The sequence below is a fragment of the Legionella steelei genome (genome assembly GCF_001468005.1).
Taxonomy (GTDB): domain Bacteria; phylum Pseudomonadota; class Gammaproteobacteria; order Legionellales; family Legionellaceae; genus Legionella; species Legionella steelei.
In genome coordinates this window covers 45,794-71,045 of the sequence record NZ_LNYY01000004.1, presented here as the reverse complement: position 1 = coordinate 71,045, position 25,252 = coordinate 45,794, and the positions used below count along the sequence as shown (strand labels likewise).

Genomic DNA, 25,252 nt, shown 5'->3' with positions numbered 1-25,252 from the left:
ATGTTAGTTAATTCGTTGACAAAAAACTCAATAAGCGTGGGCTAACTTTGCTGCAATAGCTTCATCACGTCATCATCTGTAGTTTGTGAAAAATTATTGTACCATAACCCTACCGCATGAAAATTAGACGGACGCATTGGACAAATGAACTTATCAACTAAAGCAGCAATTTCATTACAAGTTGATCGCGGTGCAACTGGGACTGCAACGATAATTTTTGCTGGTTTTTTCTGTTTCAGTGCTGCAATTGCTGCACGCATTGTATAGCCTGTGGCAATGCCATCGTCCACAAGAATTACCGTTTTTTTAGATATTTCAGGAACAGGTCTCTTGCCACGATAAACCAGCTCACGCCGTGATAACTCTTCTTGCTCTGATTTTTGAATTGTAGCAATCGCATCTTTTTGTATGTGCAGCCTCTTGACTACCTCTTCATTAAATACAACGACGCCTCCAGAAGCGATAGCTCCCATAGCGAACTCTTCATGTCCAGGAACACCGAGTTTACGTACAATAAAAATATCGAGCGGGAGCGATAGCTTCTTCGTTACTTCATAAGCTACAGGCACACCACCTCGCGGTAATGCCAATACAATCACATCCGGTTTGTTCGCATAATCCTTAAGCGAGTCCGCTAGAACACGGCCGGCTTGATTTCGATCAACGTAATTCATGCCATATTCTCCAATACGCTCCATCACCCTGAAGTTTAGTTCATACTTCTTGAGGTCGCACAATATGCTCATGAAAGACTAGACATAATCAGCCTTAATGCCTTTTCTCCTCCTCATAATCCATACTGTCATCTTTTGAACTATATTTATGACACTGTGCTATATTTTAACAATTAGCTGTTCTCAAGGAGGAAATAGCAATGAATGTGACCGAAAAGATCCTCAAGGCCCATCTTCTTGAAGGTAAAATGGAGCCAGGGAAAGAAATCGCCTTAAAAATTGATCAAACACTGTGTCAAGATGCAACCGGAACCCTGGTCATGCTCGAATTAGAAGCCATAAAACTTGAACGTACACAAGCAGAGATTTCCGTTCAATATGTCGATCATAATCTGATTCAAGAAGACAATAAAAATCCTGACGACCACCTTTTCCTTGCCAGTGCAGCCCGACGATTTGGTTTTTATTTTAGCCGACCAGGAAATGGCATCAGTCATGCCGTACACATGCAAAATTTTGGCAAACCGGGTAAAACATTAACCGGCTCAGACAGTCACACTTGTGCTGCGGGCTCTCTAGGAATGATTGCCATTGGTTCTGGTGGCCTGGAAGTGGCAATGGCCATAGCAGGTTACCCTCTGTATATCAAAATGCCTAAAGTGATGGGTATTCATTTAATTGGGGCATTACCCAAATGGGTCAGTGCAAAAGATGTGATTCTAGAAATGCTGCGTCGTTATGATGTAAAAGGTGGAGTGGGTTACATCCTTGAGTATTATGGAGAAGGCTTAAAGCACTTAAGTGCTATGGACAGACACGTAATTGCCAATATGGGTGCTGAATTAGGCGCTACCACGACCGTATTTCCTTCAGATGAAATCACTAAAGAATTCTTGCACAGCGAAGGTCGCGAACAAGACTGGCTGGAATTAAAAGCAGACAAAAATGCATCCTATGATGAACATGTAGAAATCAACTTATCGAAACTGGTACCACTCATTGCCAAACCCACCAGTCCAGGCAATGTAGTTCCAGTTGCAGAAATAGCAGGACAAGAAGTGTATCAGACCTACATTGGCTCTTCTGCCAATCCAGGGTATCGTGATTTTGCAGTTGCCGCTGAAATGGTAAAAGGCCGAACCATCCATCCTAATGTATCATTTGATATTAATCCAACTTCTCGTACCACCTTAGAGGAATTGGTGCGTGATGGACATTTAGGAAGTCTTATTCATTCTGGTGCTCGTATTCATCAGGCAGGATGTAATGGATGCATTGGGATGGGACAAGCTCCTGCGACAGAAAAAAATAGCTTACGTACCGTACCAAGAAATTTTCCTGGACGCTCAGGAACTGAAGAAGATAAAGTTTTTCTGTGCAGCCCAGAAACTGCCGCGGCATCAGCATTAACCGGGGTAATTACCGATCCTAGAACATTAGAAATGCCTTATCCTGAAATCAAAGCGCCTAAGCAAAGGATATTAAACCACGCCTGCTTCGAAGCTCCTTTACCCTTAGAAGAAGCAAAAAAAATAAAATTAGTCAAAGGTCCGAATATAGTCAGCTTGCCTGAATTTGAGCCCTTGCCACATTCTTTGAGCATACCAGTTTTACTTAAGGTAGAAGATAATATTTCTACCGATGAAATTTCTCCAGCCGGCGCTAAGGTTCTTCCTTATCGCAGCAATATTCCTAAAATTAGTGAATTTACCTTCGGTCACGTCGATCCAGATTATGCAGAGCGTACTAAAAAGCATAAACAAGGCCATGTGATCATAGGTGGAGAAAATTATGGTCAAGGCTCAAGTCGAGAGCATGCTGCATTGGCTCCTCGTTATCTCGGTTTACGGATAGTTATCGCCAAAAGTTTTGCCCGCATTCATTGGCAAAATCTGATCAATTTCGGCATTTTGCCCTTAGTTTTTAAAAATCCTAAGGATTACGATGCCATCCACTTAGATGATGTCGTTGAAGTCAAAAACTTACCTGACATTCTGGAGAAAGAATCTTTTAAAATAAAAATAAATAATAAGGATGTGGAGGTAGAACAAACTCTATCCAAACGTCAAATCGAATTGCTTATTGAGGGTGGGTTAATTAATTGGGTGAAAAAAGATTTGCAAAAGAAACACAAAAGTAAATAAACCTCTTTTGATCCTGGATCAACCTGGTGCAGGATGTTGCCATCGCCATCCCCACTAAAATTTGCTTTTGCTATGATAAAAACAATTATGCAAACTGTGTAACAACCATCTTGAGGCCATGCTATTGCACTTTTGTAGCCCGGATTAGCATAATCCGGGCACTGCGTACCCAATAAACTCAACAGTTGGTATAGCACAAATTTAACAGTTCACACCAATTAATTAAAAATCCAATTTGGGCCCTAAAGGAACGATTTGTGTTGGGTTTATGGTTTTATGACTAAAATAATAATGTTGCTTAATATGTAATAAATTTACCGTTTCACGCACCCCAGGATGATGATACAGTCGCTCCAAATAAGGTTGGAGTCCTGCATAATCACCAATTCGTTGTTGATTTGTTTTGAAATGACCGTAATATACGGCATCAAAACGAATTAACGTTGTAAAAAAGCGCCAATCAGCCTCAGTTAACTGCGCTCCCAGCAAATATTTTTGCTTGCGTAAGCGCATATCTAACTCATCAAGCAAGAGAAATAATGCAACATAGGCCTCTTCATAGGCCTGTTGTGTTGTCGCAAAGCCACAACGATAAACCCCATTATTAATTGCATTATAAATTTGCCCATTCAATGCATCAATTTCGGGACGTAATGATTCTGGATAAAAATCTTGATTATCTCCAGTCAAATGATTAAATGCCTGATTAAACTGACGAATAATTTCCGCTGATTCATTATTAACAATTGTTTTTTCTTTTTTATCCCATAACACAGGTACGGTTACTCTGCCCGTGTATTTGCTGTCTGCCTGTACATAAAGCTCATATAAATAATTCAATCCATAAAGCACATCACCCGTGGCTCCCATCTCTTTTTTAAATGTCCACCCCTTTTCAAGCATATGTGGATGCACGATAGAGACATCAATAAAATCTTCCAGTTTCTTGAGTTTTCTGAAGATCAAAGTCCGATGTGCCCATGGACAAGCCAGGGATACGTACAAATGATAACGTCCCTTTTCAGCAGGAAATCGTGCCTGAGCATCTTGACTAATTGCAGCATGAAAATGAGTCGGTTCGCGTTTGAATTCACCGCCCGTTTTCGCAGTGTCATACCAAACATCATGCCATTGACCATCGACTAAAAGTCCCATGATTTTTTTTCCTTATACATTATTTTCAGAAAATATAGCAAAATAATGGGCTCTGTTGTTTTATTTTAATTTTTAATTTCATGCTATGATGCATTACCCCTATCATTTTTTAATCTATTAATGAATAGAAAAATAATTTGTGTCGGTGGCATCACTATTGATAGAAAACTCACATCGAAGCATCCACTGCAATTAAGAACGTCCAACCCAGTTTCATCGATCTCAACATTTGGTGGCGTGGCACATAATGTCGCTAAAAATCTGGCGTTGTTGACAGATAACGTGCATCTTTGCAGTGTTGTAGGTCAAGATAACCATGGACTGGAGGCCCTGGCCAATTTAAAACGCCTAAATATCCACATCCAGAATATTCTTACCCTGCATAATCAACCTACAGCTCATTATGATGTCATTCTTGATAATGAAGGAGAGTTGTTCCTGGCTTTAGCGGATATGGACATTTTCGATCATGTTCCTTTTAGCCAGTTCACTCAATCCTGGCATGAATGGAATAATGACGACCTTGTTTTTTTAGACAGCAACTTACCACAAACAATCATCGAGTATGCAATTCACATGGCACGTACTCAAAATATTAAGATATGTATTGATCCGGTTTCAGTAAGCAAGGCCCAAAAACTCCCGCCTTGTCTGGAACATATTTTTTTACTGAAACCCGACCGTTTCGAAGCGGAAGCATTGACTGATATGCGTATTCATTCAGTATCTGATTGCATCAAAGCAGGTAAATTATTGCTGGATAAAGGGGTTAAAAACTGCATTATCAGTTTGGGTAAAGCCGGTTATGTACTTATTAATGAACGCATACAACAACATTTCCCGGCGTTTTCTATCAACCCGATAGTTGATGTCAGTGGCGCAGGCGATGCATTTATTGCTGGTATTCTTTATGAATTAAAACACAACGCCCCTATAATTGACGCCTGTCAAACAGGAGCCGCGATGGCAGCTTTAACCATACAATCTAGCCATACAGTAAATGAACACATTAATCATGGCCTACTAAAAAAAATTCAATTATCACCTACAGAAAGAGAACTCGATCATGCAACAGTTTTTTGATTATTCCCCAGAAGTACAATCAGCCCTTGAGCATCAAAAGCCAATATTAGCATTAGAATCCACCATCATTTCTCATGGCATGCCCTACCCGGATAATTTTGAAACAGCACGGGCAGTCGAGCAAATTGTGCGTGACCAAAATGTAACGCCAGCAACCATTGCGGTGATTGAGGGGAAAATAAAAATTGGTTTAACCGCAGATGAATTACAACAATTTGCATGCAATAAAAATGTGTTGAAAGCCAGTCGACGCGATTTACCGTTCATAATAGCCAACAAACATTCTGCGGGAACTACGGTTGCTGCAACCTTATTTTGTGCAGCGAAGGCCGGGATTAAATTATTTGCTACGGGCGGAATTGGTGGCGTTCATCGTGGTGATGCACAGGATGTTTCCGCTGATTTAATTGAGATTTCAAGAACACCGATCGCGGTCATTTGTGCAGGAGCCAAAGCAATTCTTGACCTGCCACGAACCTTAGAGTTTTTAGAAACTATGAGCGTGCCTGTCATTGGTTATCGCACGAAGGTGTTACCTGCTTTTTATACTGATGCAACCCATTATCAGTTGCCGATCTGGGCAGATGATATACCAACCCTTGCCAATATATTAACCGCTCATTGGGAGATAGGTATGTCTTCAGGTGTCTTAATCACTAATCCCATTCCTACAGAATTTAATATTCCCATGGAAATAATTGAACCCGTGATCAGGAATGCCATACAAAAAGCAGAACAAAATAATATTTCTGGAAAAGCATTAACCCCTTTTCTACTATCAGAAGTAACGCAACTGACCCAAGGAAAAAGTTTACTTGCCAATATCGCTTTAATTAAAAATAATGCCCGCTTAGGTGCTGAACTTGCTCGTGCTATTTCTTATTGACGTGTGTGGGGGGTAGAACCAACCAGGCAACCCGAGAATCAGTTTCACCGACCAACAGAGTTCGTGCCTCACGCACCAACCCTGCGAAAAGCGCGCGAGTAAGTTCAAGTGATAGTCAAAGATCGGTTTTCTGCCCGACGTATCCTCCTGTACTTGCACCGATGGTGTGTGTGGTGGACAAGAACAATGACCAACTGGTTATATCACGACGTCCTATTATGATTTTGGGATGAGCACACAGGCTATTATGCCTTGCGACTCCTTCAGCACCATGCAAAGCGAGCTCTGGTAATTAAGGACCAGGAACCGAGCGCGGCTGTTCCCCAACAATCAGTAAGGACTTCAGCTGGGCTTCTAGCAAGATAAAATCTTCTGTTCTTGTTTTACATAACGCCGTCATGGCGGCTAAATCTGTGCCGGCTAACCCGCTGCGCTCCATGCCCCAGGGGGCCCACCCCGCCGCGCCGGCCTTATATATAGCCAAATCAAAACCCAACCTAGAGTTTGCATCGCACCAAGGCTCCCAAGCCTTAGATAGCCAATTATAAAACTGGCGCAAGCCTCTCGCAGGTGTGGGGCGCGCAACGAATGTTGGTACAGGCTCAAAAGGTGTATTCGAACAATACTCATCAACTACGTGCATAGGTGCCATCCGCTGCGCCCCACCAACACCTGTACGCCACTGCAGGTCAGCAGCATCCCAATTTTTAGTTGCAAGATTAGCTCCAAGAGCATTTTGAGCATTTGCTTGTTTTTGCAATGCGTCAATAATGGCGAAATCATAATGAGACTCTATTTTATTCATTTCATTGAGTTGGTACCTCACTCCTTTAGTCTTCACATTCTCATATTGGTGGAGCAACTCCAGAACAATAGCTTGACCTTCTTCAGTCAATTGCCCCTTCTCATCTTTAGGTAAACAGGCCAACATATCAGTCCACAGGTGTTTGTCTAAAGCCCATAGCGCATATTCAAAGCCACTAATGCAATCAAATGCACGGCCTGAGTAATCTTTTACGTTATCTCTTTGAATAAGCAGTCGAATATCTTGTCGCAACATCGTTTGTATTTGCCCATGCTCACCCTGTACGACATGACCTAAGAATGTCCTTAAAGGCTGACGTTGTGAAAGAGGCAATGGAGAAAGCTTCGATAGGGCATGAGTAGTTCTTGAGGTTCTCGCAAGATGAGATGAGTCGCTAGAATTGAGGTACTTGTCAACAACCCGATTAAGCACCTTGGGTAAATTATCAAAAAACTTAGCTTTCATTACCCCGCCTTAAAACGCATAAAACAAATCAACTTGGAAAAAAATTATACATTTATGGAGCGCAAATGTAAATGCAAAATAAACTTTATTTGACCTATTTGGTTAAAAAATATTCTTTAATGAGGTTTTTTAGTCAGCCATAATTTATGACCAAAAAATTTCTTGATACAATTGATACAATTAATTAACAAGCTCTTAATTTATGACACAGATCCTTTAGCCATATAAGCACCAATTGTGTCACCGGTGCGCTCTTTGGCTACTAAAGAACCCGATTCAGAGACGGAATAACTCATATCAAGAGGATTACAAATCATTGCACGAACCAACCTGGAGCCCATTCCAGGCATCCCTGCATGCATCACTTTTTTATTATCAATAAGCAATACATCCCCTTTTTTCCACAAACAAGACGAATAATAATTACGCATGGACTGGGCGAGCTCTTTCACTTCTTTGGCGTTAAAACAACTTCCTACTTTCACTGTATTCGCTGAAAAGCGCTTCGCTTTTCTGCTTGCTTTAAAATTAGATAGTTTGGTACGCAAAATGTTATATGAATTCTTTGGTGAGTTAAAAAAAGAAATAAACATAATCGCGAGTTTCTCTATCGAATTAAAAATTGGCGTGGGTAATTTCCAAAAAAAACGATGCCAAAACCAAGTCTTCCCCTTATAGTCGTTCATAAAGCATTTTCTTAGTTCATAGTTTAATGTGGGAAGTTCAAACATATTGATTTGCAATGCTTTCTCTTTAGTTTTTGGATGCTCTAAGACACTTGGTTTATACATTAAAACAAACCGATCTTCACCCTCACCGATTATAGGAAGCTTAAAGTGACTACATATTTTGTCTACTGCAGATTGGGTGATCTGATAGCGGTCTGCAATTTCGGCAAGAGACCATTTACAGACAAAAAAGGAATTTTTTTCTAGTTTCTGCTGCAGTTCATCCTGCAAATGGTTGTAAATTTTTTGTGTATTAATTAAACCTGTTTCCCCACCTAATTCTGATGGTTGAAAACAACAAAAACAAAGATAACTGGGAACATCGGTGGAATAATAATTTTCAGTATGAAACCCACCAAGATAAAGTGTTCCTCCAGTTTTATAAACTGAATTGGTATGTAAAACGTACTTGAGATCATCGACATGAACCCGGCCATTTTCAGACATAAACGCTTCGCTAATGCCGCGAAACTCGGGAATACTTAGAATAATCTGCTCAAATTGCTTATCAGTCTCAATATTAAAACCTCTTAATAGCACAGCACCATAACGGGCTATATCATCAAGAATGTGATGAGAGTTGGAAGCAAGAAATTGTTGCAGGAAACTAAAATCCGAAGAGCCATTAGCTTCGATCACCAGTGGCATTTCATTTTCTTCGGATAAGATAAGTCGTTCATCCTGGCGGAGAAATCGTGTGACCACACCTTGATATTCCTTATGCATGCCCCAAAACGTCCTTATTAAATTGCCATAAAAAACTATACCATAAAAAATGAATGTAGGCTCAATAGAGCAAGTTGATGACGTTAATTATACACCTAAACTCGTTTGTGTTTCCTCAAATGCTGAAATAGTCAATTTATACTCATGTTGCATGTAAAAATCGGGCCACGCTTTAATAAACTGTAGTAAGTTTATATTATTCACCAAAGGCTTATCTCTAATATTTTGATTGGTCATTGGATCTGGAATAGGAAAGGTATTACTCATGGTGGGCAGATTCACTTGTTTACTGTTTATCCATTTCGTTATAGAACTCTTTTCAAATGAATGGCCACTAGGACTTAAAACAGGCTCATTCATGACATTAAATAATATCGGATCTCTGATATCTTCTTCTACTTTCTGTAATTTTGCCCAATACTCTTCGGGACTTAAAGACGTTGCGGAGACGTAATTAATAATGGTTTTGAGTCTGGTATTGGGATAAAAGTCCGTTCCCTCTTCCAAACCAGGGTATCTTTCCAATAAATTAGCACGTTCATAACTTATACCATCTTGTACCCAGGTAACGGGATCTTTCATCACTTTCATTTGCCCTGACTTTATTGTTGTCAATGGGCAAGAAAGTGCGATAAGCATACCTTCTGGCAAATCGACTGTTGTAGACTCCAGTTCTGGGCCAGATGAATCGCCTTTGCGAATGTATGCGTCCGTAATGTAGGCGGTATAACCTATAGATGTTGTTTCTTGTCCCTTTTTGGGATTAACTCTATTTTCTACTTCATAACCATTTTCAGATAAAACTTTTAGTAATCCAGGCAGATGAGGTTGTGTATTCTCCTCAGTCATGTGGATAATTCCACCCGCTGCATCGGCAATATCAAAAAATGTTTCACTTTGTGGGTTCGCATTATTAACAATCCATCCTTGAGCATTGGATAGCATATAACGCTGAGGCATATTTACCTGCCATTGAGCACTCTCTTTATCCCAGCTAATAGATTGAACAGTGAGCAATCCCTTTACCTGACTGTCTCGTATCAACCATAACTTACCACCGTTTTCTTGCAACTGAGTGATTTTTAAGGAGGAGGCTTTCGATTGCTGGCTTAACCATTCTGCCTTAGCCAAAAGAATAAGATTGGTTTCATCTTGCCCTCTTTTACCGTAGATAAAAATATTCGCATCATCAGTGTCTTCTATCTTCAGCCGCATTTTTTCTCCTCAGGTGAAACAATGTGTATGGAGCAATAAAATTCCCATGTATGAGGAAGATCTTTTTGCCATTAAGAACAGTACAATTCATCGTGTATAGAACATCATTTCTCTTCATTGACTCGAGTCATAAAGTTTAAGTGTAGACAATGTGTATTTATTTACAAAGTCGACTTGGCTGGCTCATGCTGATGTGACTCAGCTTCCTTTTCTGGAGAAGCTGTTTTTCCTTGCCACCAATATTGCAGGCGTTGGAAACCATGAAGTGCTGCTTTATATAAGTCTGGAAGAATGGATACAATCGCATCAAGAAAATCTGTAGCGCCACCTTTATTAAAGCCATAAATACAACGACTAAATTCAGCACCCTTTTTACTTAGCGCAATCGTCTCGTCTTGTTTGGCATCTGGTTTTGAGAAAAATCCTAGTTGAAATTGAAACTTTTTTTCATAATCATGTAATTCTTGAGTAAATACTTTCTCAATATCATCTGCAATCAAATGTCGTACTTGAGTTTCAGTAAGAACTGGATAAAGCACCGCCATCATATCACGTATTGCTTTATTCTTTGTGAGATTAGGAATAGTGTCTTTGCGACTCTCAGTACCTTCTCCAAGACTCCAATTACAAGCACCGACTAAAAGTTTTAATGACTCATAATACTCAGTATATGCATTACCCCGTTGATTGATAAAGTACGCGGTAGCTGCCCAGCCTATCCAACCTAAAAAGCCAATGACTGGCAGAAAAGACAAAGCAGTGGCTGTAACACCAAAAATAACACTTCCTGCAATTTTTTTATCAATACTTTTTAATTGCATGGATTTTTCTTGAACCTGTGCCGTGCATTGAGTTAAAAAATTGATATATTCCTGTTTGCTTGTGCGAAAATTTTGTCCGTCTTTGACGGTAATCGCAAGCTTGTTGCCATCAGCTGCCTCAGCATTCTTTGCAATAGTAAAGTATCGCATCGATTCCGTTTGCAATGTGTTTAGATCACTATTGATGCCAAGTGGGGGCACAGGTGTAGACAGTTGCTTTTTTATCCCGAGAAGTTCTAATACTGATGACATTTTAGTTTACTCATAATAAAAAGAGGCATTTTAAATTTTCTTTAGCGTAATGACAATAAAGAATGTGCAAAAAAAACTCTTATAAATTATTTTTAATACCAAGGATGATGGTGACGCTCAAAACCCGCATTAGCTTGAGTTGATTAGACGAATTTTAGTTCTTTTTAGCAATTAAGTGTTTAATATCAATAGCTATTTCGCGAATCGTTTGTTCTTTATTGATGTCATTACGAATATCAAGATCAAACTCATCTTCTAAATCAAAGAATAAGTTGACTAAATCCAGAGAACTAGAAACAACCTGGTCAATTGACTGATCCAAATCAATCTCATCAGGTGGAATTTCTTGCGTCCTAGAGATTAAATTAATCATACGATGCTCTACTGTCTGCTCCATAAAAAATCCCTTTTTGATGTTCGCCTGATAATATCACTTATATCGAGTATATAACCAGCCCTCATTCAACTCTATTAATATTTATCCACCTTTAATTCATTGTACAACGCTCTTCGCTTCGTCTCTGTTGTGCCAATTAAAAACCAAATCGTTTAAAGCATTGTGCTCCCAATGATTTCATTGCATCGCATTGAATGATTGTGGTTGTAGCTGCTGCATCATTTGCGATTTGAATGACATAAGCATGACCATTGGAACAGGCAATATTCCAATATGCTGCATCATATCGATCGAGGCCTTGATAAAAAGCGACCACAGGAACACATGTTGCGCCTGCTGCATTGATAATTCCACTTAGTATTTGCGCTTTCTGCTCCGATGTTCTGCTTAACAAGATATCATTGGCTACATTGGCATAATTACAGGAAGTAAATACCAACAAGAAAAGCATCATCATAGGCTTACGCATCATGCATCCTTAAAAAAATGGAGTTGCATCCCCACAAAAAAATTTTGGTCTATATGATTTTATTCTAGAAGATGGAATGAATTTCTCCATTTCAATGTGTCAAGTTGATAAGCAAAATAGGATGATTTTTACTGATGGCATATGGGAACGACCATAAGGCTCATTCCCAGCCACAAATCAGGCGGAGCTGAGAATTAGCGTTCATCACAGACTGTATAATATCCATGACGAAAAGGATTACTGCGCGATCTAAACTTATAATCACGGCAACGTTGTCCGCGATCATCCGTATATCGTCTGTCCAAACGAAATGAAAAGTCACCGAAATTCATATCTTGGCGCCATTCTCGTTCTTGACGCGCCCTATCTTCTGCATCCATGTCTTTAAAAAATTTACTGAGTTTACTGGCATGCCCTACTGAGAAAAAAGAGGCAAGAAGTAGAAGTGCGATTATTTTTTTCATAACCAGGCCTTAAAAAACACAAGAAGGACGTTATTAAACCATAATTATCTTAAATAAACAAAAAATTAAAGGAACGATAAAGAACGTGTATACTAGAAAACATTTATCAGACCTCTTCGAAACCCAAAGAGACACAATTGGCCTCTGTAATAGCGTTTCGAAAGAAGCCTATTAAATTATAAGGACTTCTATATGCTAGGACAGCCATTTAAAATAACCATACCACTCACATTGCTCAGCATAATACTGTATCTTGGGTTGCTTTCTTTTATCCAATACCCTTTGACTACCATATTGAAACCCATCCCCATTGCATTACTTATGCTTTTTACATTACAAGTCAACTGCAGCAAACAAGTAAAAACCTTATTACTCTTTGCCTTGGGATTTTCACTTCTTGGTGATGTTTTTTTAACCTTACCAATAAAAATAGCATTGCACGTGGGAATTTTGGCGTTTATGGCAACGCACTGTACCTACATCTGGTTATTTTTAAAAAACATATGCTTTCGCGGCAAGAACTTACTTTCTTTTTTACCTATCTTAGTATTTGTCTTAGTCAGTTTCTACTTCTTATCCCCCTATTTGGGCGAAATGGAAAAACCAGTCGCAGTCTATCTCTGCCTACTTACTTTAATGGTATTTTGCGCGTTTCAAGTAAAGCAACAATCGCTGCTAACGCGGATCGGAGCATGTCTCTTTTTGTTGTCTGACTTTGTTTTGTCTTTAAACTTATTTGTTTTAGCAAACAATACACCAACAGCCGTGCTAATTATGTTTCTTTATTACACTGCTCAGTTTTTATTAGTAGTCAGTATCACTCAGACTAAAGAAAAGATTCTTCTCGAATTACACAGCTTATTTCGTGGTTTAAAACTGGCGTAACTATATAGCATCGCCATTAAAATTGAGACAAGCGCAAGAGAGAGTATATGTAGTACATGATTGAAGCCGAGTAAACTTGCAACAAGGCATACACCCTTGTGGGTAACACCATAGGTTTAAGTAACAAGGAGAAATAATTTCAGAAAATGTAATAATAAAGTAATCAAAATAACAATCAGAATGTTGGCCATCAAGCCAACCTTATTTTTTCCTAAAATAAGGGAAAAAACATATCTTGCCAGTGCAGTCATAAAAAATAGAAGCAAATAGGTGGCAAATATTGAGAAGAATGCCCAATACAGACACTCTTGGTTAATGTAAAAAGGCACAAATTGCATCGTGAAGCCTGCGCCTTTTTTATAGCATAAACTAAAAAAATAATGCCAATCATAGATAACTAAAACAATTATTGCGTACAAGCGAAGAAAATTTATAGTGTATAACATAGTGAATACTCTGGCGTTACAGGTTACTTACTCTCAAATGTCATCAACGTGTTTTCATACACTATTTCATCATGATGTGGCACCCTATTGTCTTTATAAATTAAGGGGGGCTCGTCATTGTCAGAAAATGAGTAATCCTGCGTTATAAAATGCTCGAAAGCATAAGGTATGCCCTCACCAAGCAATGGTGATGGTTTATCTATAATATGAAAATGTAAATGCGGTGCATCAGAATTACCAGAATTTCCTAGTTTACCAATGATCTGACCTTTACTTACTCTATCTCCTTTATGTACCTTAACACTATTAGGTATCAAATGCGCATAGAATGCATATTTGTGATTTCCAAGATCAATAATGACATAATTACCCGCTATATTGCTTAAGGTAATTGGATAATCACGTCCTAAGGGGGCATTATCGGGAATACCATCCAGCACCTCGACTACCTTGCCGTCGGCAACAGCATAAAGAGGAGCATCGTAACTATAATAATTTTCATTTTTATTGGGGTTGTCTTTGTAATAATTTCCGTCTGCCCCAAATTGCATAAAATCAATCGCATAACGTTCAGGGTAATGGGTAATACCATGAGCAGTGACATGAGCCAGTCGATGTTTCGAGGTATTCGATGGACCATTGATTGCCATCCAATGCTCGCCTTTTAAAGGTGAGCCCATGAGTAATGGTTCATCCCGGTTAATACCAGTAGGTGCTGCAGCAAGAGTAAACCAATCTGCTCTTCCAGATTCTTCTTGTGACTTAAGATAAAACCGATGCATGATTGTTCTGGGGAGTTCTCTACCCTGATTCAACTCAATTGAGAGATATATGACATGGCGAATTCCCGGATGTGCGATTAACTCCTCATTGTTATTCATTTCTTTTGCTGCAAAAGAATGCAACATTTTTTTTAACTGCTCATGATCAAAAGAACTGATAGGATGATTAGGATTTTTGCCATCAAAAATCTCGACCTTTTCTAAAGAAAACAGGTGTTGACCTATATTCGAAAGAAAAATCTCATAAGTTAAATAACGTTTTCCATTAATAACAATTGGTGCAGGCTTGTGGAGTACCTGTGCTTCCATCTGGAAATAAACCAAGTCATCGTCATTTGCGTTCAGGTGACTTTGAGTTGCTTGTGCCAATAGTGGCATTGCGAAGAATATGAACAGCGCGAAAAAACATTTACATTTATTCAATTGACGGTACCTCAATTGTTCAATATTTCCACATTATGACACAAATTAATTTGCTTCGAAAACGTCTCATCTTAATAATGAATTTTTTATTCATACGCTTAAAATTTTGCCATCCCGATTGGCAAGCGTAGGTTGGAAGCCCAGCGTTTTGCTGAATTAATTCTTGTCGCCAATTAGCCAGCATCTTATCCATGTACTTTGGTGCATTGTTACATGCTGGGCTTAACAGCCCAGCCTACCGAATCGCCTAACACATACCATCTCGGACGACGCTCAAGATGCATACTCGATTCGCCACACCGCCACATGCATTTATCCTATTTTTTTATAGGAATCATGACCAATAAAACGGGCTCCAGGACCTTCATGAGTAATGTCGCTTGCTTGTTTGTTCAGTATGGAAATTGCATCAATAGCGTGTAGATTTTTATCGAGGTGACCACTAACACTCAATACAGACTCGCACATTGGGTAAACAACACTGAAAGAAAGTACATTACCAACCATATAACCTGTAATCGGTCTTTTTTGATTAATTGCCTGTGGACAGGTTTTAGAAGCAACTGCCGTGGTGAAATACCCTTCGATTTTATTATCAGCCAAGAAATTAAGGGTTAAAATTGAACCTCTTTCATTTTTATAAGTAATTTCTTTTGGCGCAGCAACAACCGCGTGGGTAAATAAAGAAGAAAGTGCAATTGTAGCGCAAAAAAACGATTTAAAACTCATTAAGATACTCCTTGCTAATGTTTAAATGCTCAGTGATTTTGATACCGAGTGGTTGTTTAACATGTTACCAGGATAAGGTCAAATGGTATCAATTTCCTGCTGGATAACTTAAGCAACGTGCATTATTAATTCTGATTTAAATCAAGTGACTAACTCTTTTGACACACGGAATTCTTGAGCTTAATATACGTACTTATTGCCTCAGATAGCATATCTGCTGATATTCCCGCAGTATTAAAAAATCTGTACCTGTTCAGGCAATGGCTCAACTTAAGGATGAGTATATGTAGTCGGAGTGAAACTTAGGTCGCAATCTTGCAGACCGGACACTGAGTCTACTCTTAAGCTGACGCCATTCCATGGATGCGTACCAAAGCTCAGGATGGGTTTGAAATGCATAAATTGCTGTTTATTGGGTTGACTTTCTTACTACTAACAGCCTGTGGGAAAGAGAATAAAGCTTTTAGTGGGTATATTGATGTGGACCTCGTCTATTTGTCTGCAGACTTTGGTGGACGACTCACTGATCTTGCCATAGTCAGAGGACAACGAGTTAAAACCGATCAATTTCTATTTAGGCTTGAACAAACCAGCGAACTTTACAATGTACAAATAAGCAAGTTAAACAAAAAAGACCTGCTCGCTCAACGACAACAAATTTTGACCCAACTCCAATACAATGACATCAATTACCGCCGTATCGTAGACATGCGCAAACAAAATGCAGCCAGTCAAAATGACCTCGATGCAGCACAAAGAGATTTAAACATTTCCAAAGAACAGCTTACCGATATTGATGCCAAAATTAAAAGTAATCAAATCGATACTGCTGACAAAAAATGGCAAGTAACGCGCAAGGAAAACTTTGCAACGGATAATGGGATTATATTTGATACTTATCATACCAAAGGTGAGTTTGTCCAAGCAGCAGCTCCTGTTCTTTCCTTAATTACCAAAAATAATATTAAAGCCGTATTTTTCATTCCCGAGGAAGAGCTCGAAAACATACGCCTGAATCAACGAATTAAAATCAAGACCGATCACAATGCTGATTTTGCATCGGGTCAAATTTTCTACATCTCCAATATTGCTGAATACACTCCGCCCATCATTTATTCTCGTGAGGAACGTCAGCGTCTTGTATTCCGAGTAGAAGCCAAAATTGACGCCCCCGATCTTGAAAAAATTCACCTCGGCCAACCTGTTACCTTGGAATTGACTGCATGAGTGAGTTTGCAATTGATGTTAAAGACTTAACAAAAAAATTCGCTGAAAAAGTCGCTGTAGATCACATTAACTTACAAGTAGCAAAAGGCAGCATCTTTGGATTCTTAGGTTCAAATGGCAGTGGTAAGACGACCACTATCCGCATGATTTGTGGGCTTTTAACCCCCTCTGATGGAGAGGGAGCCTGTCTTGGATATGATATTCGCAGTCAAAGTGATGAGATAAAAAAACGTACGGGTTATATGCCACAAAAATTTAGTTTTTATGCAGGACTAACGGTTCATGAAAATCTGCGCTTTATTGCCGATATTTTTCAGATAAAAAATTCAGCTAAAGCAATAGAAGACATTATAAAAGATCTCGAACTTGAAGACTATCGCAAGATTCAAGCAGCTAATTTATCAGGAGGATGGAAACAACGCTTAGCCCTAGCATGTAGTTTGGTGCATAAGCCACAATTATTATTTTTAGATGAGCCTACTGCGGGAGTTGATCCCAAAGCGCGTAAAGAGTTTTGGGATTATTTACATAAAATTTCCTCACGTGATAATACAACCATTCTGGTCACAACTCACTATATGGATGAAGCCGAAAAATGTACTGATTTGGCCTACATCAATCTAGGAAAACTATTGTATACAGGCAGTACCCAAAATTTAATTCCCTACTCCAAAGTCAAAACGTACGTATTGGAAGTCGAGAGAAAAGAGCAAACTCCATTAATGGAAAAAATACAGGATACATATCCCAAGCTCTTGGCCTCAATTGTAAATAATGAATTGCGAATTTCATCACGTGATCATCAACCATTGAAGCAACTGACTCAAGAATATAATCACTTTTCATTTAAAGAGGTTACCCCTTCCTTTGAAGAAGTTTTTATTGGACTAATGCGATGAAGTACAAACATTTTATACATGGAATATCCCTTACTCGTCTTATTGGCCTAATACGTAAAGAATTTGTGTTGATCACACGCGATCGCGGTACTATAGCGATGTTAGTCGTCTTACCGATTATGTTGCTGATTCTTTTTGGTTTTGCTATTGAATTTGATCCTAAACATCTTCCCACGACCATTATTAGCTATGATAACTCCCCATTAACTCGAGGATATGTAAGTGCTCTTGAGGCCTCGGGGTATTTTAGAATCATTCATGATGAACAAATGAGTGAACGTAAAAAAAATCAAGATTTCGCTAATGGCAAAATAAGCTTCGCCTTCACCATCCCTCCTAATTTTACACGCAAATATATTCGCAATGAAAATCCACAGTTACTGGTTGAAATCGATGGTTCAGATCCTGGAAGTAGTGCCAGTGCGCTCAGTAATGCACTCCCCATACTGAATCAAACTCTAGATACATTTAACAAACAAGGGCTAAGCTCCCCCAACGCCACTAATACACAGCGAGGTGTCAATCTCACCATTCACCGACTTTATAATGAGTCGAATACCAGCTCTTACAATATCGTTCCAGGATTAATTGGGGTACTACTCACGCTTACCATGGTAATGCTTACATCAACGGCCATCACCTCAGAAAAAGAGTCTGGAACCATGGAAATGTTGTTAAGTACGCCATTGAAACCAACAGAAATCATTTTAGGTAAGGTAATACCCTACATTGTTTTAGGTTATTTGCAACTAACCAGTATTTTAATTTTTGGTAAAGTCTTAATTCATATTCCTACCGAAGGAAGTACATTCTTGCTTTATATCGCGTCTGCCCCATTTATTATTGCCAATTTAATGGTGGGGATGATTTTTTCCACGCTGGCACGTACTCCGATGCAAGCAATGCAACTCAGTGTTTTCTACCAATTACCGTCAATGTTTTTGTCAGGCTATATTTTTTCTTTTTATGGCATGCCTACTTGGGCACAAATGATAGGGTACTGCGTACCTATGACGTACTTTATTCGTATTACACGTGGGATTTTATTGAAGGGAAACACGTTCACGCAGATTGTTCCTAATATTTTACCTATTGTATTAATTGCCATTATTTTGATTTTTTTGACGGGAAAAATATTTAAAACAAAGCTCGACTAGGGGTTGTTGACTAAACTATGAAACTAAAAATTATCTTGTTACATCTATTCGCTATTTTGCTTGGAGCTTGTTGCAAAAACTGCGTTATTCCTGAAAAAGTGAATTATCCTAAAAATTCACGCGGCGGCATAAAATACACCGATAATAAAGCGGAGGACTTAAGCCGAGTTGCATGGTGGAAAAAGCTGCAGGATCCGGAACTTAATCAGCTGATTATGCAAGCATTGACCTCTAATGACACAATTAAAAGTTCGTATGCAACGATTGAGCAAGCACAAGCACAACTTAAAGCAGCTCAATTTGCGTGGATCCCAACTCTGGATGCAACAGCCACCGGTTTTGCTGGAGGAACCTGGAACTCACATATTACTCCCAGAGGACAATTAGCGAATAATCCCTTTTTCTCGCATCTTTCCAACATCAAATTTAGAGGATACTACTCCGGCTTTACGCCAAAATACACGGTGAATATCTTAAATAACATCTATAATGTTAAATCAGCCAAAGCTTCTTTAGCCATGGAGCAAGCACAAGCTCAATCAACAAAATTAGGAATTATCAGCCAAATGAGCGGAGCCTACTTTATGCTCTTAAGCCAGCGCGAACAATTGGCTGTTGAAAAAGAACTGCTTGATGATTTAAGAAAGCAACACCACCTGGAACAAATTCGTTTCAAGAAAGGGGCCAGCAATATCGAAGTACCAATAAACATTGATCAACAACTGGCACAGGAGGAGGCCAGGATTCCGCAAATTGAAAGCGTTATCGCGCAAAGTGAAAATACCATCCGCCTGTTGTTGAATCAAAATCCTGGCCCGATTACCACGCATCGCAGCTTGCTTGCATTGAACTTAAATCAGGTGATCCCTAAATCATTGCCGTCATCGGTTTTAAAAAATCGTCCAGATCTCATGATTGCGTTAAACAATTTAAAAATAGCCCAGGCACAAGTTGGAGTCGCTTATTCGGCTTTTTTTCCAACCATCGCATTAACCAGTTTAATTGGGGGTGCTTCTGTTGATTTAACAAATATTCTAAAATTGAGTACGAATATTTGGGTTGCAGAAGCGGCTGCTTCAACAAAAATTTTCAATGCCAGCACCTATGAAAATATCAAATCAGCGAAGGCTGGATTCAAGGCAACTTATTATGAATACTTAAACACCCTCCACACCGCATTTGCGGATGTAGATGATGCTCTTACCAATGAACAGAAAAACAATTTATCCTATTTGCAAACTCAAAAAGGCTATATGGCAGCACGAAGGGCATATGCGGTTGCATTAGCTCAATATAAGTCAGGAGCAAAAGACTATCGCAATGTGCTCAATGCAAAAATTAATCTTGATCGCAGTAAATTGACGTTAATTCAAGAAAAAGCGCAATTACTTGATAGTATTGTGCAAGTGTATAACGAGGTGGCAGGCGGATATGATGTTGCTTAAGGTAGTCAGCAAGGTAGGCTGCTGATAAGCCCAGCGTTTGCTGTGTTAATTCTTATTCTTCAAAATGTCCATTATAAAAACTACCACTGAAATCTCAATTAACAAGTAACTTATCCATGGTGTTCATCCGTCGACATTGTTACATGCTGGGCTTAACAGCCCAGTCTACAGGTAGTTATATATGCCCATCAATAATTATGCTTTTTCGTCAAGAGCCTTTTCAACTACTTTGACCAAACGCCCTGCTTCAGGAGAAGTCGTTGAATAAAAATAATCAATCAGCTCCCCTTTGCGATTAATAAGATATTTATGGAAATTCCATTTTGGTGCTGTGCCAAATCCTAATTTCTGTCTCGCCCACAGATAAAATGGATGTGCATTTTTTCCTGAAACCACTTCTTTAGCAGCCATTGGAAAAGTGACACCATAATTGACTTGGCAAAAACTAGCAATTTCTTGCTCGGTTCCTGGTTCTTGGCCACCGAAATCGTTTGAAGGAACACCCAGTATTACCAAACCGCGATCTTTATACTGTTCATAAAGCTTCTCTAACCGCGCATATTGTGGGGTAAAACCACACTTTGAAGCCGTATTCACAACAATTAAAACCTTGCCTTGAAATGATGAGAGTGGCAATGGTTCATGACCACGCAATGTATGAAATGCATAATCATAGGCATTATCATTGAGTTTAGATGAATCAGCGGCAGCGATATTAGAAGTCATAATGTAACATCCTAGTAAAAAGGTTAGAAAACGCATGGTTATCCCTTATGTTCTTTGTGAAACTGAATTGCTGGGATGTCTAATCCTCATCCATCATATATGATTGATCGGGCATTGCAAGCAATACCGAATTTCGCACAAATACGGCATCTCACCTAGTTCAAACATACCTCGAAAAATCTGTTAATCGACATTCAGCTGGTGCTTAATTTGTTCTTGTACTTCCTGCATATGCTGTTCATCTTTATAATGGGTGCGTGGCCAAAAAAAACCTTTAAGCCCATCGTGTTTGTTCCTGGGAACAATATGTATATGCAGATGAGGGATACTTTGGCTAACGGTATTATTCATTGCAATAAAACTTCCTGCAGCCCCCATTGCTTTTTCCACAGCCCTGCCTATTCTTTGTGTTAATGAAAAAAGTGGGGATAGCATTGAGTCAGGCAAATCATATAGTGTTTGAATATGCATCTTAGGAGCTAATAAGGTATGCCCCAGAAAAAGTGGACGAGAGTCCAAAAAAGCGATAAAACCCTCGTCTTCAAAAACAATCAATGCTTTTTCCTTTTTTTCTACAATTAAATCAATAACACAGCCAATGGTCATTTTTATATCCCTATTCACCCAATTTATGATTTAAACGATCTGTATTTTACTCATTGCATTATATGTTGCTCCTTTATGTTCTAACAAACTCTCTTTTTCATCCTTAGGATTTTTCTTGAGGAGTTGGCTAAAAAAACCATCCATGCAATGTGCAGAGGATGTAAGTGCACGAGAAGGCTCTTCAGTAACTTGAGCGGCTTCCTCAACAATCTGCGGTGGCTCTTCAGCAATTTCTTCTATTCTTCCCGCATTGATGCGATTGCTCCATCTATAGGCTAATCCGGGAATAGCGATAATAACACCCCCTGTATACCCCGCAGCGATGCCATATATTCCTAACTTCGTTTTAAGTCCAAGAAGAGCGGAGCCAGTGATCCCCAAAGATAATGCAGAAACTGAAATAATAGTTGACCCCTTGAGATCATTCAAAACTCGTAATTGTTGTAACAAATCATAGCGTACCGAATCCAAAATGACTCCAGCCGACATAATGGGTGCCAAATATTTAAGAATATCTTTTACTTGAGCGGGATTATTGCCCATAACCAGCACACCTGGCATCACCGCAAAAAATAAAGGAATAGGAGTGGTATAAAGCAGGGTCGTTAATAATCCATATTTCCCCATACGGTTAGCATTTTCATATTTTTTGGCGCCAATTAGACGATTAAGCTCCTGTGAATTCCCTTGTCCAAACCCTGCTAATAATAAAAAATTAAAGAAGACATACTGATTTAAAGCAGTGATGGCTGCTTGTTCCTTTGTCCCCAAAATCCCCGACAGAACACTTACAGAAAGAGACATTGCCATTTCACTTGCAACCGACAAAGTAATCGAGCCACCTATTTGCAAAAGTTCTTTAAGCTGTGCGAACTGCCCGGAAAATTTTTTAAAAATATTGAAAAATTCGTACTGACTAAAATCTTTATGTTTTGCTAAATAAAGCGCATAAGCTATCGATGTTAAATACGCTTCAATGACATAACCTATAGCAATTCCAGTCCCCCTTAGCCTTGGTACACCTAGACCGCCAAATCCAAGCCAGGCAGAAATTCCTGTTCCTACAGCAAGGTTTGCTAATCCCATAAACATTGCTGGTTTAGCACGTCCAAAGCTAAACATCATTTGTTCCGTAGATATGCGTGTCAATAGCCCTACTACTGCAGGTGAATAAATACGTAAAAAATTCTGTGTAATTTCCGCAACATGGTCATTCTGTCCAAAAACAGTAGTTAATAAAGGTTTAGAAAAAATCATTCCCGCCATAATTGCTGGAGTAAGTACAGCCGACATCAAAAGACCATTCCGGTTGATACCGGCAATATATTCACGTTTTTCCTGCAAGACAACTTCGTTGGTTTCCCCCTGTTCTTCAGCTTCAGTAAGCTCACCAATTTTCTTACTGGCGACCACACTCATAGAAAACAAAGGAGCCATACCAATGACTAAAAGAGTATTGATCATTGTAGAGATTAACGTAGCGGAAGCCACTTCGTCTTCGTTTTCACTGAGCGAGTTAAGTAATAGAACAATTAAAAAAATCTCAAAGCTAAAGGTAAATGAAAGCGCCATAGGAACAGAAAGCGCACTTAGCGATTTGAAAACCTCCCAAAGCCCGTATGAATCATCATCTGTCTCGTCAGAATCAGTAATTGGAGCTATTGACTCATACCCCTCATTTTCTAATGAAACATCTTCTAGCTGATTCTGTTGTTCAGGAGCAACATATGCCTCAACAGCCTTAGAAGTTTCAGGAACATTGATGATTACTTCACCGATTTGTAGCTCTTGAGATGTTGAGTTAATACTTGTTCCTTCTTTTTTTGCATGTCTCGATTTTTCAATTTTTTTTTCCATTACCATTTCCTATAAAAAAACAACTCATTCCAATCAATTCATCTTTTTTTATGTGCAGAGTACAGAAAAATAAACTGCCAACAACCATGATTTACAGATGAATATCTAGACCAACATGCCAATAAATTTTATTGTGTGACAAAAGATTAAGCGAAACTTAGGGGCGTGGATTATATCAATCTTTAAAATCTTTGCATCTGGATTTTTTTTTTGTTCAAATGAATATGGAAGTACCTGATTGAAGATAAGTAAGCACTGCAATATTATTAACTTTTCTAATTCGTGAATTCATAGCGGTGCTTTATTGTCTCAATGATCTACTTTTTTAATAGGTTGGAGGAAAATAAAAATGAAAAAATATTCTCTGCTTTTATTCTTAACCCTTTCTTTTTTTTACTGCCATAGTATTGCAAATGCGTTCACCCTAAAAAGCTCAGCATTTAAAATGAATTCCATGATTCCAGACCAGTTTACATGTAATGGAACAGACCAATCGCCCCCTTTAAGCTGGCAAAACATTCCACCCAATACACAGTCTCTTGCTCTGGTTGTTGATGATCCGGATGCACCTGACGGCACTTGGACACACTGGATTGTGTTTAATATACCACCCACAGTAACCGAGTTGGGCGCTGGAGCTCCCACTCCTCCTGGAGCTGCAAATGCAAAAAACAGTTGGGGTGGCTTAGGATATCGAGGTCCTTGCCCTTCCTTAGGAGCACATAGTTATCATTTCAAATTGTATGCTCTGGATACCGTATTAAATTTGGGTGATGGTACCACTCGTGAAATCGTTTTAGACACAATGACGGGACATGTTATTGGCAGCGCAGAGTTGATTGGACTGTATCAAAACTTTAAAAATAATGCTCCTGCTCAGTGATTACAACGGGACTGATTACTATGTGTAGCGCAGCCGAACTTGGGATTCTGGATACGCCCCGCGCTACACTTTGTGTCCTTATTTTGCACCATTTCCAAACCATTTTTTGTAAATTTTTTCATAGGTTCCATCGGCTTGCATTTCTGCTTGAGCCTGATTAACAGCTTTAACCATGTCCTGATTGGCTTGGTTCATACCAAACCCCAATGGCTGAGGTGCATTGGGGACTGCGGCAAGAATCTTTAATTCAGGATGGTATTGAACATAATAATAAGAAACGGGAAATACCTTCATCACCGCCCCTACCTTGCCGGCCATTAAGTCCTCTATTGCTAGGTTAAAATTTTTAAAAGGATATATTTTTATTCCATGAATTTGTCCCTTTTTTTGCATGAGTTGGGCAATATCAAAATCTGTTGTTGCTGCTTGGACGCCCATAGTAAGATTGCCAAGATCATTAATGTTTTTTACCTGGGGTGTTTTATTTGTATTAATCACGATACTTAGGGTAGTAGTCATATAGGGCTTAGAAAATGCGATGAGTTGTTCACGTTCCTTAGTAATCGTAATCGCCCCCATTATTAGGTCATAATGATTTTCTTTTAACTCATTTATAATTTTTTCCCATTGCGTATTTCTAAACTCAAGATGTACATGCAAGCGTTTGGCAACCTCTCTGATCAAATCCACTTCAAAACCAATTTCCCTTCCATTGTGTAAATATTCAAAAGGCGGATTGGTAAAATAAGTAGCCACAATGAGTGTTCCTGGTTTCAGAGTATGCAATAGCAAATGTTTCTCATTGTCTGCATAGACCAGTCTAATCGTGAGAACAGAAGATAAAAACACCAAAAAGCACAGAAATAATGTTTTTACAAATTGCTTTAACATACCTAACTCCTT

At 39.0% G+C, this 25,252-nt stretch carries 24 protein-coding genes; 9 read left to right on the top strand and 15 right to left on the bottom strand.

The annotated features are described in order from the left end of the window. Positions 1-41: 41 nt before the first annotated feature. Positions 42-674 (bottom strand): phosphoribosyltransferase, encoded by a 633-nt coding sequence (locus Lste_RS01280; RefSeq protein ID WP_058509279.1) that lies wholly within the window; start codon positions 672-674, stop codon positions 42-44. Between the two features lie 200 nt (positions 675-874). On the opposite strand from Lste_RS01280, the gene Lste_RS01275 reads away from it, so the two are divergent. Further along, positions 875-2,818, top strand: a complete 1,944-nt coding sequence (locus Lste_RS01275) for an aconitate hydratase (protein WP_058509278.1) — start codon at positions 875-877, stop codon at positions 2,816-2,818. Between the two features lie 222 nt (positions 2,819-3,040). On the opposite strand, the gene Lste_RS01270 is transcribed toward Lste_RS01275, so the two are convergent. Next, the gene (locus Lste_RS01270; protein WP_058509277.1) at positions 3,041-3,973 is read right to left on the bottom strand and encodes a glutathione S-transferase family protein; all 933 of its coding nucleotides are present in this window, start codon (positions 3,971-3,973) and stop codon (positions 3,041-3,043) included. A gap of 120 nt (positions 3,974-4,093) precedes the next feature. Between Lste_RS01270 and Lste_RS01265 the strand changes: the two genes are divergently transcribed. Further along, complete coding sequence (locus Lste_RS01265) at positions 4,094-5,056, top strand: carbohydrate kinase family protein (RefSeq protein ID WP_058509276.1); 963 nt, start codon at positions 4,094-4,096, stop codon at positions 5,054-5,056. Further along, a complete protein-coding gene (locus tag Lste_RS01260; RefSeq protein WP_058509275.1) occupies positions 5,040-5,942 on the top strand; it encodes a pseudouridine-5'-phosphate glycosidase in 903 nt (300 codons plus the stop codon). Before Lste_RS01265 ends, Lste_RS01260 begins: the two co-directional genes overlap by 17 nt. 292 nt (positions 5,943-6,234) lie before the next feature. Here the strand turns inward: Lste_RS01260 and Lste_RS01255 are convergent, their stop codons facing one another. The 7 genes from Lste_RS01255 to Lste_RS01225 form a co-directional block, all read right to left on the bottom strand. Continuing rightward, positions 6,235-7,212, bottom strand: a complete 978-nt coding sequence (locus Lste_RS01255) for a hypothetical protein (protein ID WP_058509274.1) — start codon at positions 7,210-7,212, stop codon at positions 6,235-6,237. A 200-nt stretch (positions 7,213-7,412) separates the two neighbouring features. Further along, on the bottom strand, positions 7,413-8,666 hold the full coding sequence (locus tag Lste_RS01250) for a TauD/TfdA family dioxygenase (protein ID WP_058509273.1): 1,254 nt from the start codon (positions 8,664-8,666) through the stop codon (positions 7,413-7,415). Positions 8,667-8,753: 87 nt separating this feature from the next. Continuing rightward, entirely contained in the window at positions 8,754-9,881 is a 1,128-nt protein-coding gene (locus tag Lste_RS01245; protein WP_058509272.1) for a U-box domain-containing protein, read from the bottom strand. Positions 9,882-10,042: 161 nt separating this feature from the next. After that, the gene (locus tag Lste_RS01240) at positions 10,043-10,954 is read right to left on the bottom strand and encodes a hypothetical protein (RefSeq protein WP_058509271.1); all 912 of its coding nucleotides are present in this window, start codon (positions 10,952-10,954) and stop codon (positions 10,043-10,045) included. A gap of 154 nt (positions 10,955-11,108) precedes the next feature. Beyond that, complete coding sequence (locus Lste_RS01235; protein ID WP_058509270.1) at positions 11,109-11,351, bottom strand: acyl carrier protein; 243 nt, start codon at positions 11,349-11,351, stop codon at positions 11,109-11,111. A 136-nt stretch (positions 11,352-11,487) separates the two neighbouring features. After that, positions 11,488-11,823, bottom strand: coding sequence for a hypothetical protein (locus Lste_RS01230; RefSeq protein ID WP_237760401.1), 336 nt, complete (start codon positions 11,821-11,823; stop codon positions 11,488-11,490). A gap of 191 nt (positions 11,824-12,014) precedes the next feature. Next, entirely contained in the window at positions 12,015-12,284 is a 270-nt protein-coding gene (locus Lste_RS01225) for a hypothetical protein (protein ID WP_058509268.1), read from the bottom strand. 192 nt (positions 12,285-12,476) lie between these two features. Between Lste_RS01225 and Lste_RS01220 the strand changes: the two genes are divergently transcribed. After that, a complete protein-coding gene (locus Lste_RS01220) occupies positions 12,477-13,169 on the top strand; it encodes a lysoplasmalogenase (protein WP_058509267.1) in 693 nt (230 codons plus the stop codon). A gap of 469 nt (positions 13,170-13,638) precedes the next feature. On the opposite strand, the gene Lste_RS01210 is transcribed toward Lste_RS01220, so the two are convergent. Together Lste_RS01210 and Lste_RS19045 are read right to left on the bottom strand one after the other, a co-directional pair. Further along, positions 13,639-14,820 carry a M23 family metallopeptidase gene (locus tag Lste_RS01210; protein WP_157070675.1) on the bottom strand — a complete coding sequence of 394 codons (1,182 nt, stop codon included), beginning with the start codon at positions 14,818-14,820 and terminating at the stop codon, positions 13,639-13,641. A gap of 312 nt (positions 14,821-15,132) precedes the next feature. Beyond that, on the bottom strand, positions 15,133-15,549 hold the full coding sequence (locus Lste_RS19045; protein WP_193393369.1) for an avidin/streptavidin family protein: 417 nt from the start codon (positions 15,547-15,549) through the stop codon (positions 15,133-15,135). A gap of 393 nt (positions 15,550-15,942) precedes the next feature. Here Lste_RS19045 and Lste_RS01200 point away from each other — a divergent pair, with 393 nt between their 5' ends. Genes Lste_RS01200 through Lste_RS01185 form a run of 4 tightly spaced genes read left to right on the top strand, consistent with a single transcriptional unit; the run spans position 15,943 to position 20,277 of the window. Beyond that, positions 15,943-16,776, top strand: a complete 834-nt coding sequence (locus Lste_RS01200; RefSeq protein ID WP_058509298.1) for an HlyD family secretion protein — start codon at positions 15,943-15,945, stop codon at positions 16,774-16,776. Further along, positions 16,773-17,675, top strand: coding sequence for an ABC transporter ATP-binding protein (locus tag Lste_RS01195; RefSeq protein WP_058509264.1), 903 nt, complete (start codon positions 16,773-16,775; stop codon positions 17,673-17,675). Before Lste_RS01200 ends, Lste_RS01195 begins: the two co-directional genes overlap by 4 nt. Beyond that, positions 17,672-18,832: an ABC transporter permease gene (locus Lste_RS01190; protein ID WP_058509263.1), complete on the top strand. Its 1,161-nt coding sequence runs from the start codon at positions 17,672-17,674 to the stop codon at positions 18,830-18,832. The genes Lste_RS01195 and Lste_RS01190 overlap by 4 nt, the downstream gene beginning before the upstream one ends. Before the next feature lie 17 nt (positions 18,833-18,849). Beyond that, a complete protein-coding gene (locus Lste_RS01185) occupies positions 18,850-20,277 on the top strand; it encodes a TolC family protein (protein WP_058509262.1) in 1,428 nt (475 codons plus the stop codon). A gap of 195 nt (positions 20,278-20,472) precedes the next feature. On the opposite strand, the gene Lste_RS01180 is transcribed toward Lste_RS01185, so the two are convergent. The 3 genes from Lste_RS01180 to Lste_RS01170 form a co-directional block, all read right to left on the bottom strand. Next, complete coding sequence (locus Lste_RS01180; RefSeq protein WP_058509261.1) at positions 20,473-21,003, bottom strand: glutathione peroxidase; 531 nt, start codon at positions 21,001-21,003, stop codon at positions 20,473-20,475. Between the two features lie 183 nt (positions 21,004-21,186). Then, complete coding sequence (locus Lste_RS01175; protein WP_058509260.1) at positions 21,187-21,609, bottom strand: HIT family protein; 423 nt, start codon at positions 21,607-21,609, stop codon at positions 21,187-21,189. 30 nt (positions 21,610-21,639) lie between these two features. Further along, positions 21,640-23,466: an MATE family efflux transporter gene (locus tag Lste_RS01170; protein ID WP_058509259.1), complete on the bottom strand. Its 1,827-nt coding sequence runs from the start codon at positions 23,464-23,466 to the stop codon at positions 21,640-21,642. A 349-nt stretch (positions 23,467-23,815) separates the two neighbouring features. On the opposite strand from Lste_RS01170, the gene Lste_RS01165 reads away from it, so the two are divergent. Continuing rightward, positions 23,816-24,349, top strand: coding sequence for a YbhB/YbcL family Raf kinase inhibitor-like protein (locus tag Lste_RS01165; RefSeq protein WP_058509258.1), 534 nt, complete (start codon positions 23,816-23,818; stop codon positions 24,347-24,349). A 78-nt stretch (positions 24,350-24,427) separates the two neighbouring features. Here Lste_RS01165 and Lste_RS01160 read toward each other — a convergent pair whose 3' ends face one another. Continuing rightward, positions 24,428-25,240, bottom strand: a complete 813-nt coding sequence (locus Lste_RS01160) for an ABC transporter substrate-binding protein (RefSeq protein WP_058509257.1) — start codon at positions 25,238-25,240, stop codon at positions 24,428-24,430. Positions 25,241-25,252 lie beyond the last annotated feature (12 nt).

Excerpts from the sequence above, each read along its gene's own strand:
- Lste_RS19045 (WP_193393369.1), bottom strand. The coding sequence starts at position 15,549 with ATGAGTTTTAAATCGTTTTTTTGCGCTACAATTGCACTTTCTTCTTTA.
- Lste_RS01265 (WP_058509276.1), top strand. The coding sequence starts at position 4,094 with ATGAATAGAAAAATAATTTGTGTCGGTGGCATCACTATTGATAGAAAA.
- Lste_RS01170 (WP_058509259.1), bottom strand. The coding sequence starts at position 23,466 with ATGGAAAAAAAAATTGAAAAATCGAGACATGCAAAAAAAGAAGGAACA.
- Lste_RS01240 (WP_058509271.1), bottom strand. The coding sequence starts at position 10,954 with ATGTCATCAGTATTAGAACTTCTCGGGATAAAAAAGCAACTGTCTACA.
- Lste_RS01180 (WP_058509261.1), bottom strand. The coding sequence starts at position 21,003 with ATGACTTCTAATATCGCTGCCGCTGATTCATCTAAACTCAATGATAAT.
- Lste_RS01200 (WP_058509298.1), top strand. The coding sequence starts at position 15,943 with ATGCATAAATTGCTGTTTATTGGGTTGACTTTCTTACTACTAACAGCC.
- Lste_RS01250 (WP_058509273.1), bottom strand. The coding sequence starts at position 8,666 with ATGCATAAGGAATATCAAGGTGTGGTCACACGATTTCTCCGCCAGGAT.
- Lste_RS01255 (WP_058509274.1), bottom strand. The coding sequence starts at position 7,212 with ATGAAAGCTAAGTTTTTTGATAATTTACCCAAGGTGCTTAATCGGGTT.
- Lste_RS01175 (WP_058509260.1), bottom strand. The coding sequence starts at position 21,609 with ATGACCATTGGCTGTGTTATTGATTTAATTGTAGAAAAAAAGGAAAAA.
- Lste_RS01225 (WP_058509268.1), bottom strand. The coding sequence starts at position 12,284 with ATGAAAAAAATAATCGCACTTCTACTTCTTGCCTCTTTTTTCTCAGTA.
- Lste_RS01220 (WP_058509267.1), top strand. The coding sequence starts at position 12,477 with ATGCTAGGACAGCCATTTAAAATAACCATACCACTCACATTGCTCAGC.
- Lste_RS01190 (WP_058509263.1), top strand. The coding sequence starts at position 17,672 with ATGAAGTACAAACATTTTATACATGGAATATCCCTTACTCGTCTTATT.
- Lste_RS01245 (WP_058509272.1), bottom strand. The coding sequence starts at position 9,881 with ATGCGGCTGAAGATAGAAGACACTGATGATGCGAATATTTTTATCTAC.
- Lste_RS01230 (WP_237760401.1), bottom strand. The coding sequence starts at position 11,823 with ATGATGCGTAAGCCTATGATGATGCTTTTCTTGTTGGTATTTACTTCC.
- Lste_RS01165 (WP_058509258.1), top strand. The coding sequence starts at position 23,816 with ATGAAAAAATATTCTCTGCTTTTATTCTTAACCCTTTCTTTTTTTTAC.
- Lste_RS01195 (WP_058509264.1), top strand. The coding sequence starts at position 16,773 with ATGAGTGAGTTTGCAATTGATGTTAAAGACTTAACAAAAAAATTCGCT.
- Lste_RS01275 (WP_058509278.1), top strand. The coding sequence starts at position 875 with ATGAATGTGACCGAAAAGATCCTCAAGGCCCATCTTCTTGAAGGTAAA.
- Lste_RS01160 (WP_058509257.1), bottom strand. The coding sequence starts at position 25,240 with ATGTTAAAGCAATTTGTAAAAACATTATTTCTGTGCTTTTTGGTGTTT.
- Lste_RS01185 (WP_058509262.1), top strand. The coding sequence starts at position 18,850 with ATGAAACTAAAAATTATCTTGTTACATCTATTCGCTATTTTGCTTGGA.
- Lste_RS01260 (WP_058509275.1), top strand. The coding sequence starts at position 5,040 with ATGCAACAGTTTTTTGATTATTCCCCAGAAGTACAATCAGCCCTTGAG.
- Lste_RS01235 (WP_058509270.1), bottom strand. The coding sequence starts at position 11,351 with ATGGAGCAGACAGTAGAGCATCGTATGATTAATTTAATCTCTAGGACG.
- Lste_RS01280 (WP_058509279.1), bottom strand. The coding sequence starts at position 674 with ATGAATTACGTTGATCGAAATCAAGCCGGCCGTGTTCTAGCGGACTCG.
- Lste_RS01270 (WP_058509277.1), bottom strand. The coding sequence starts at position 3,973 with ATGGGACTTTTAGTCGATGGTCAATGGCATGATGTTTGGTATGACACT.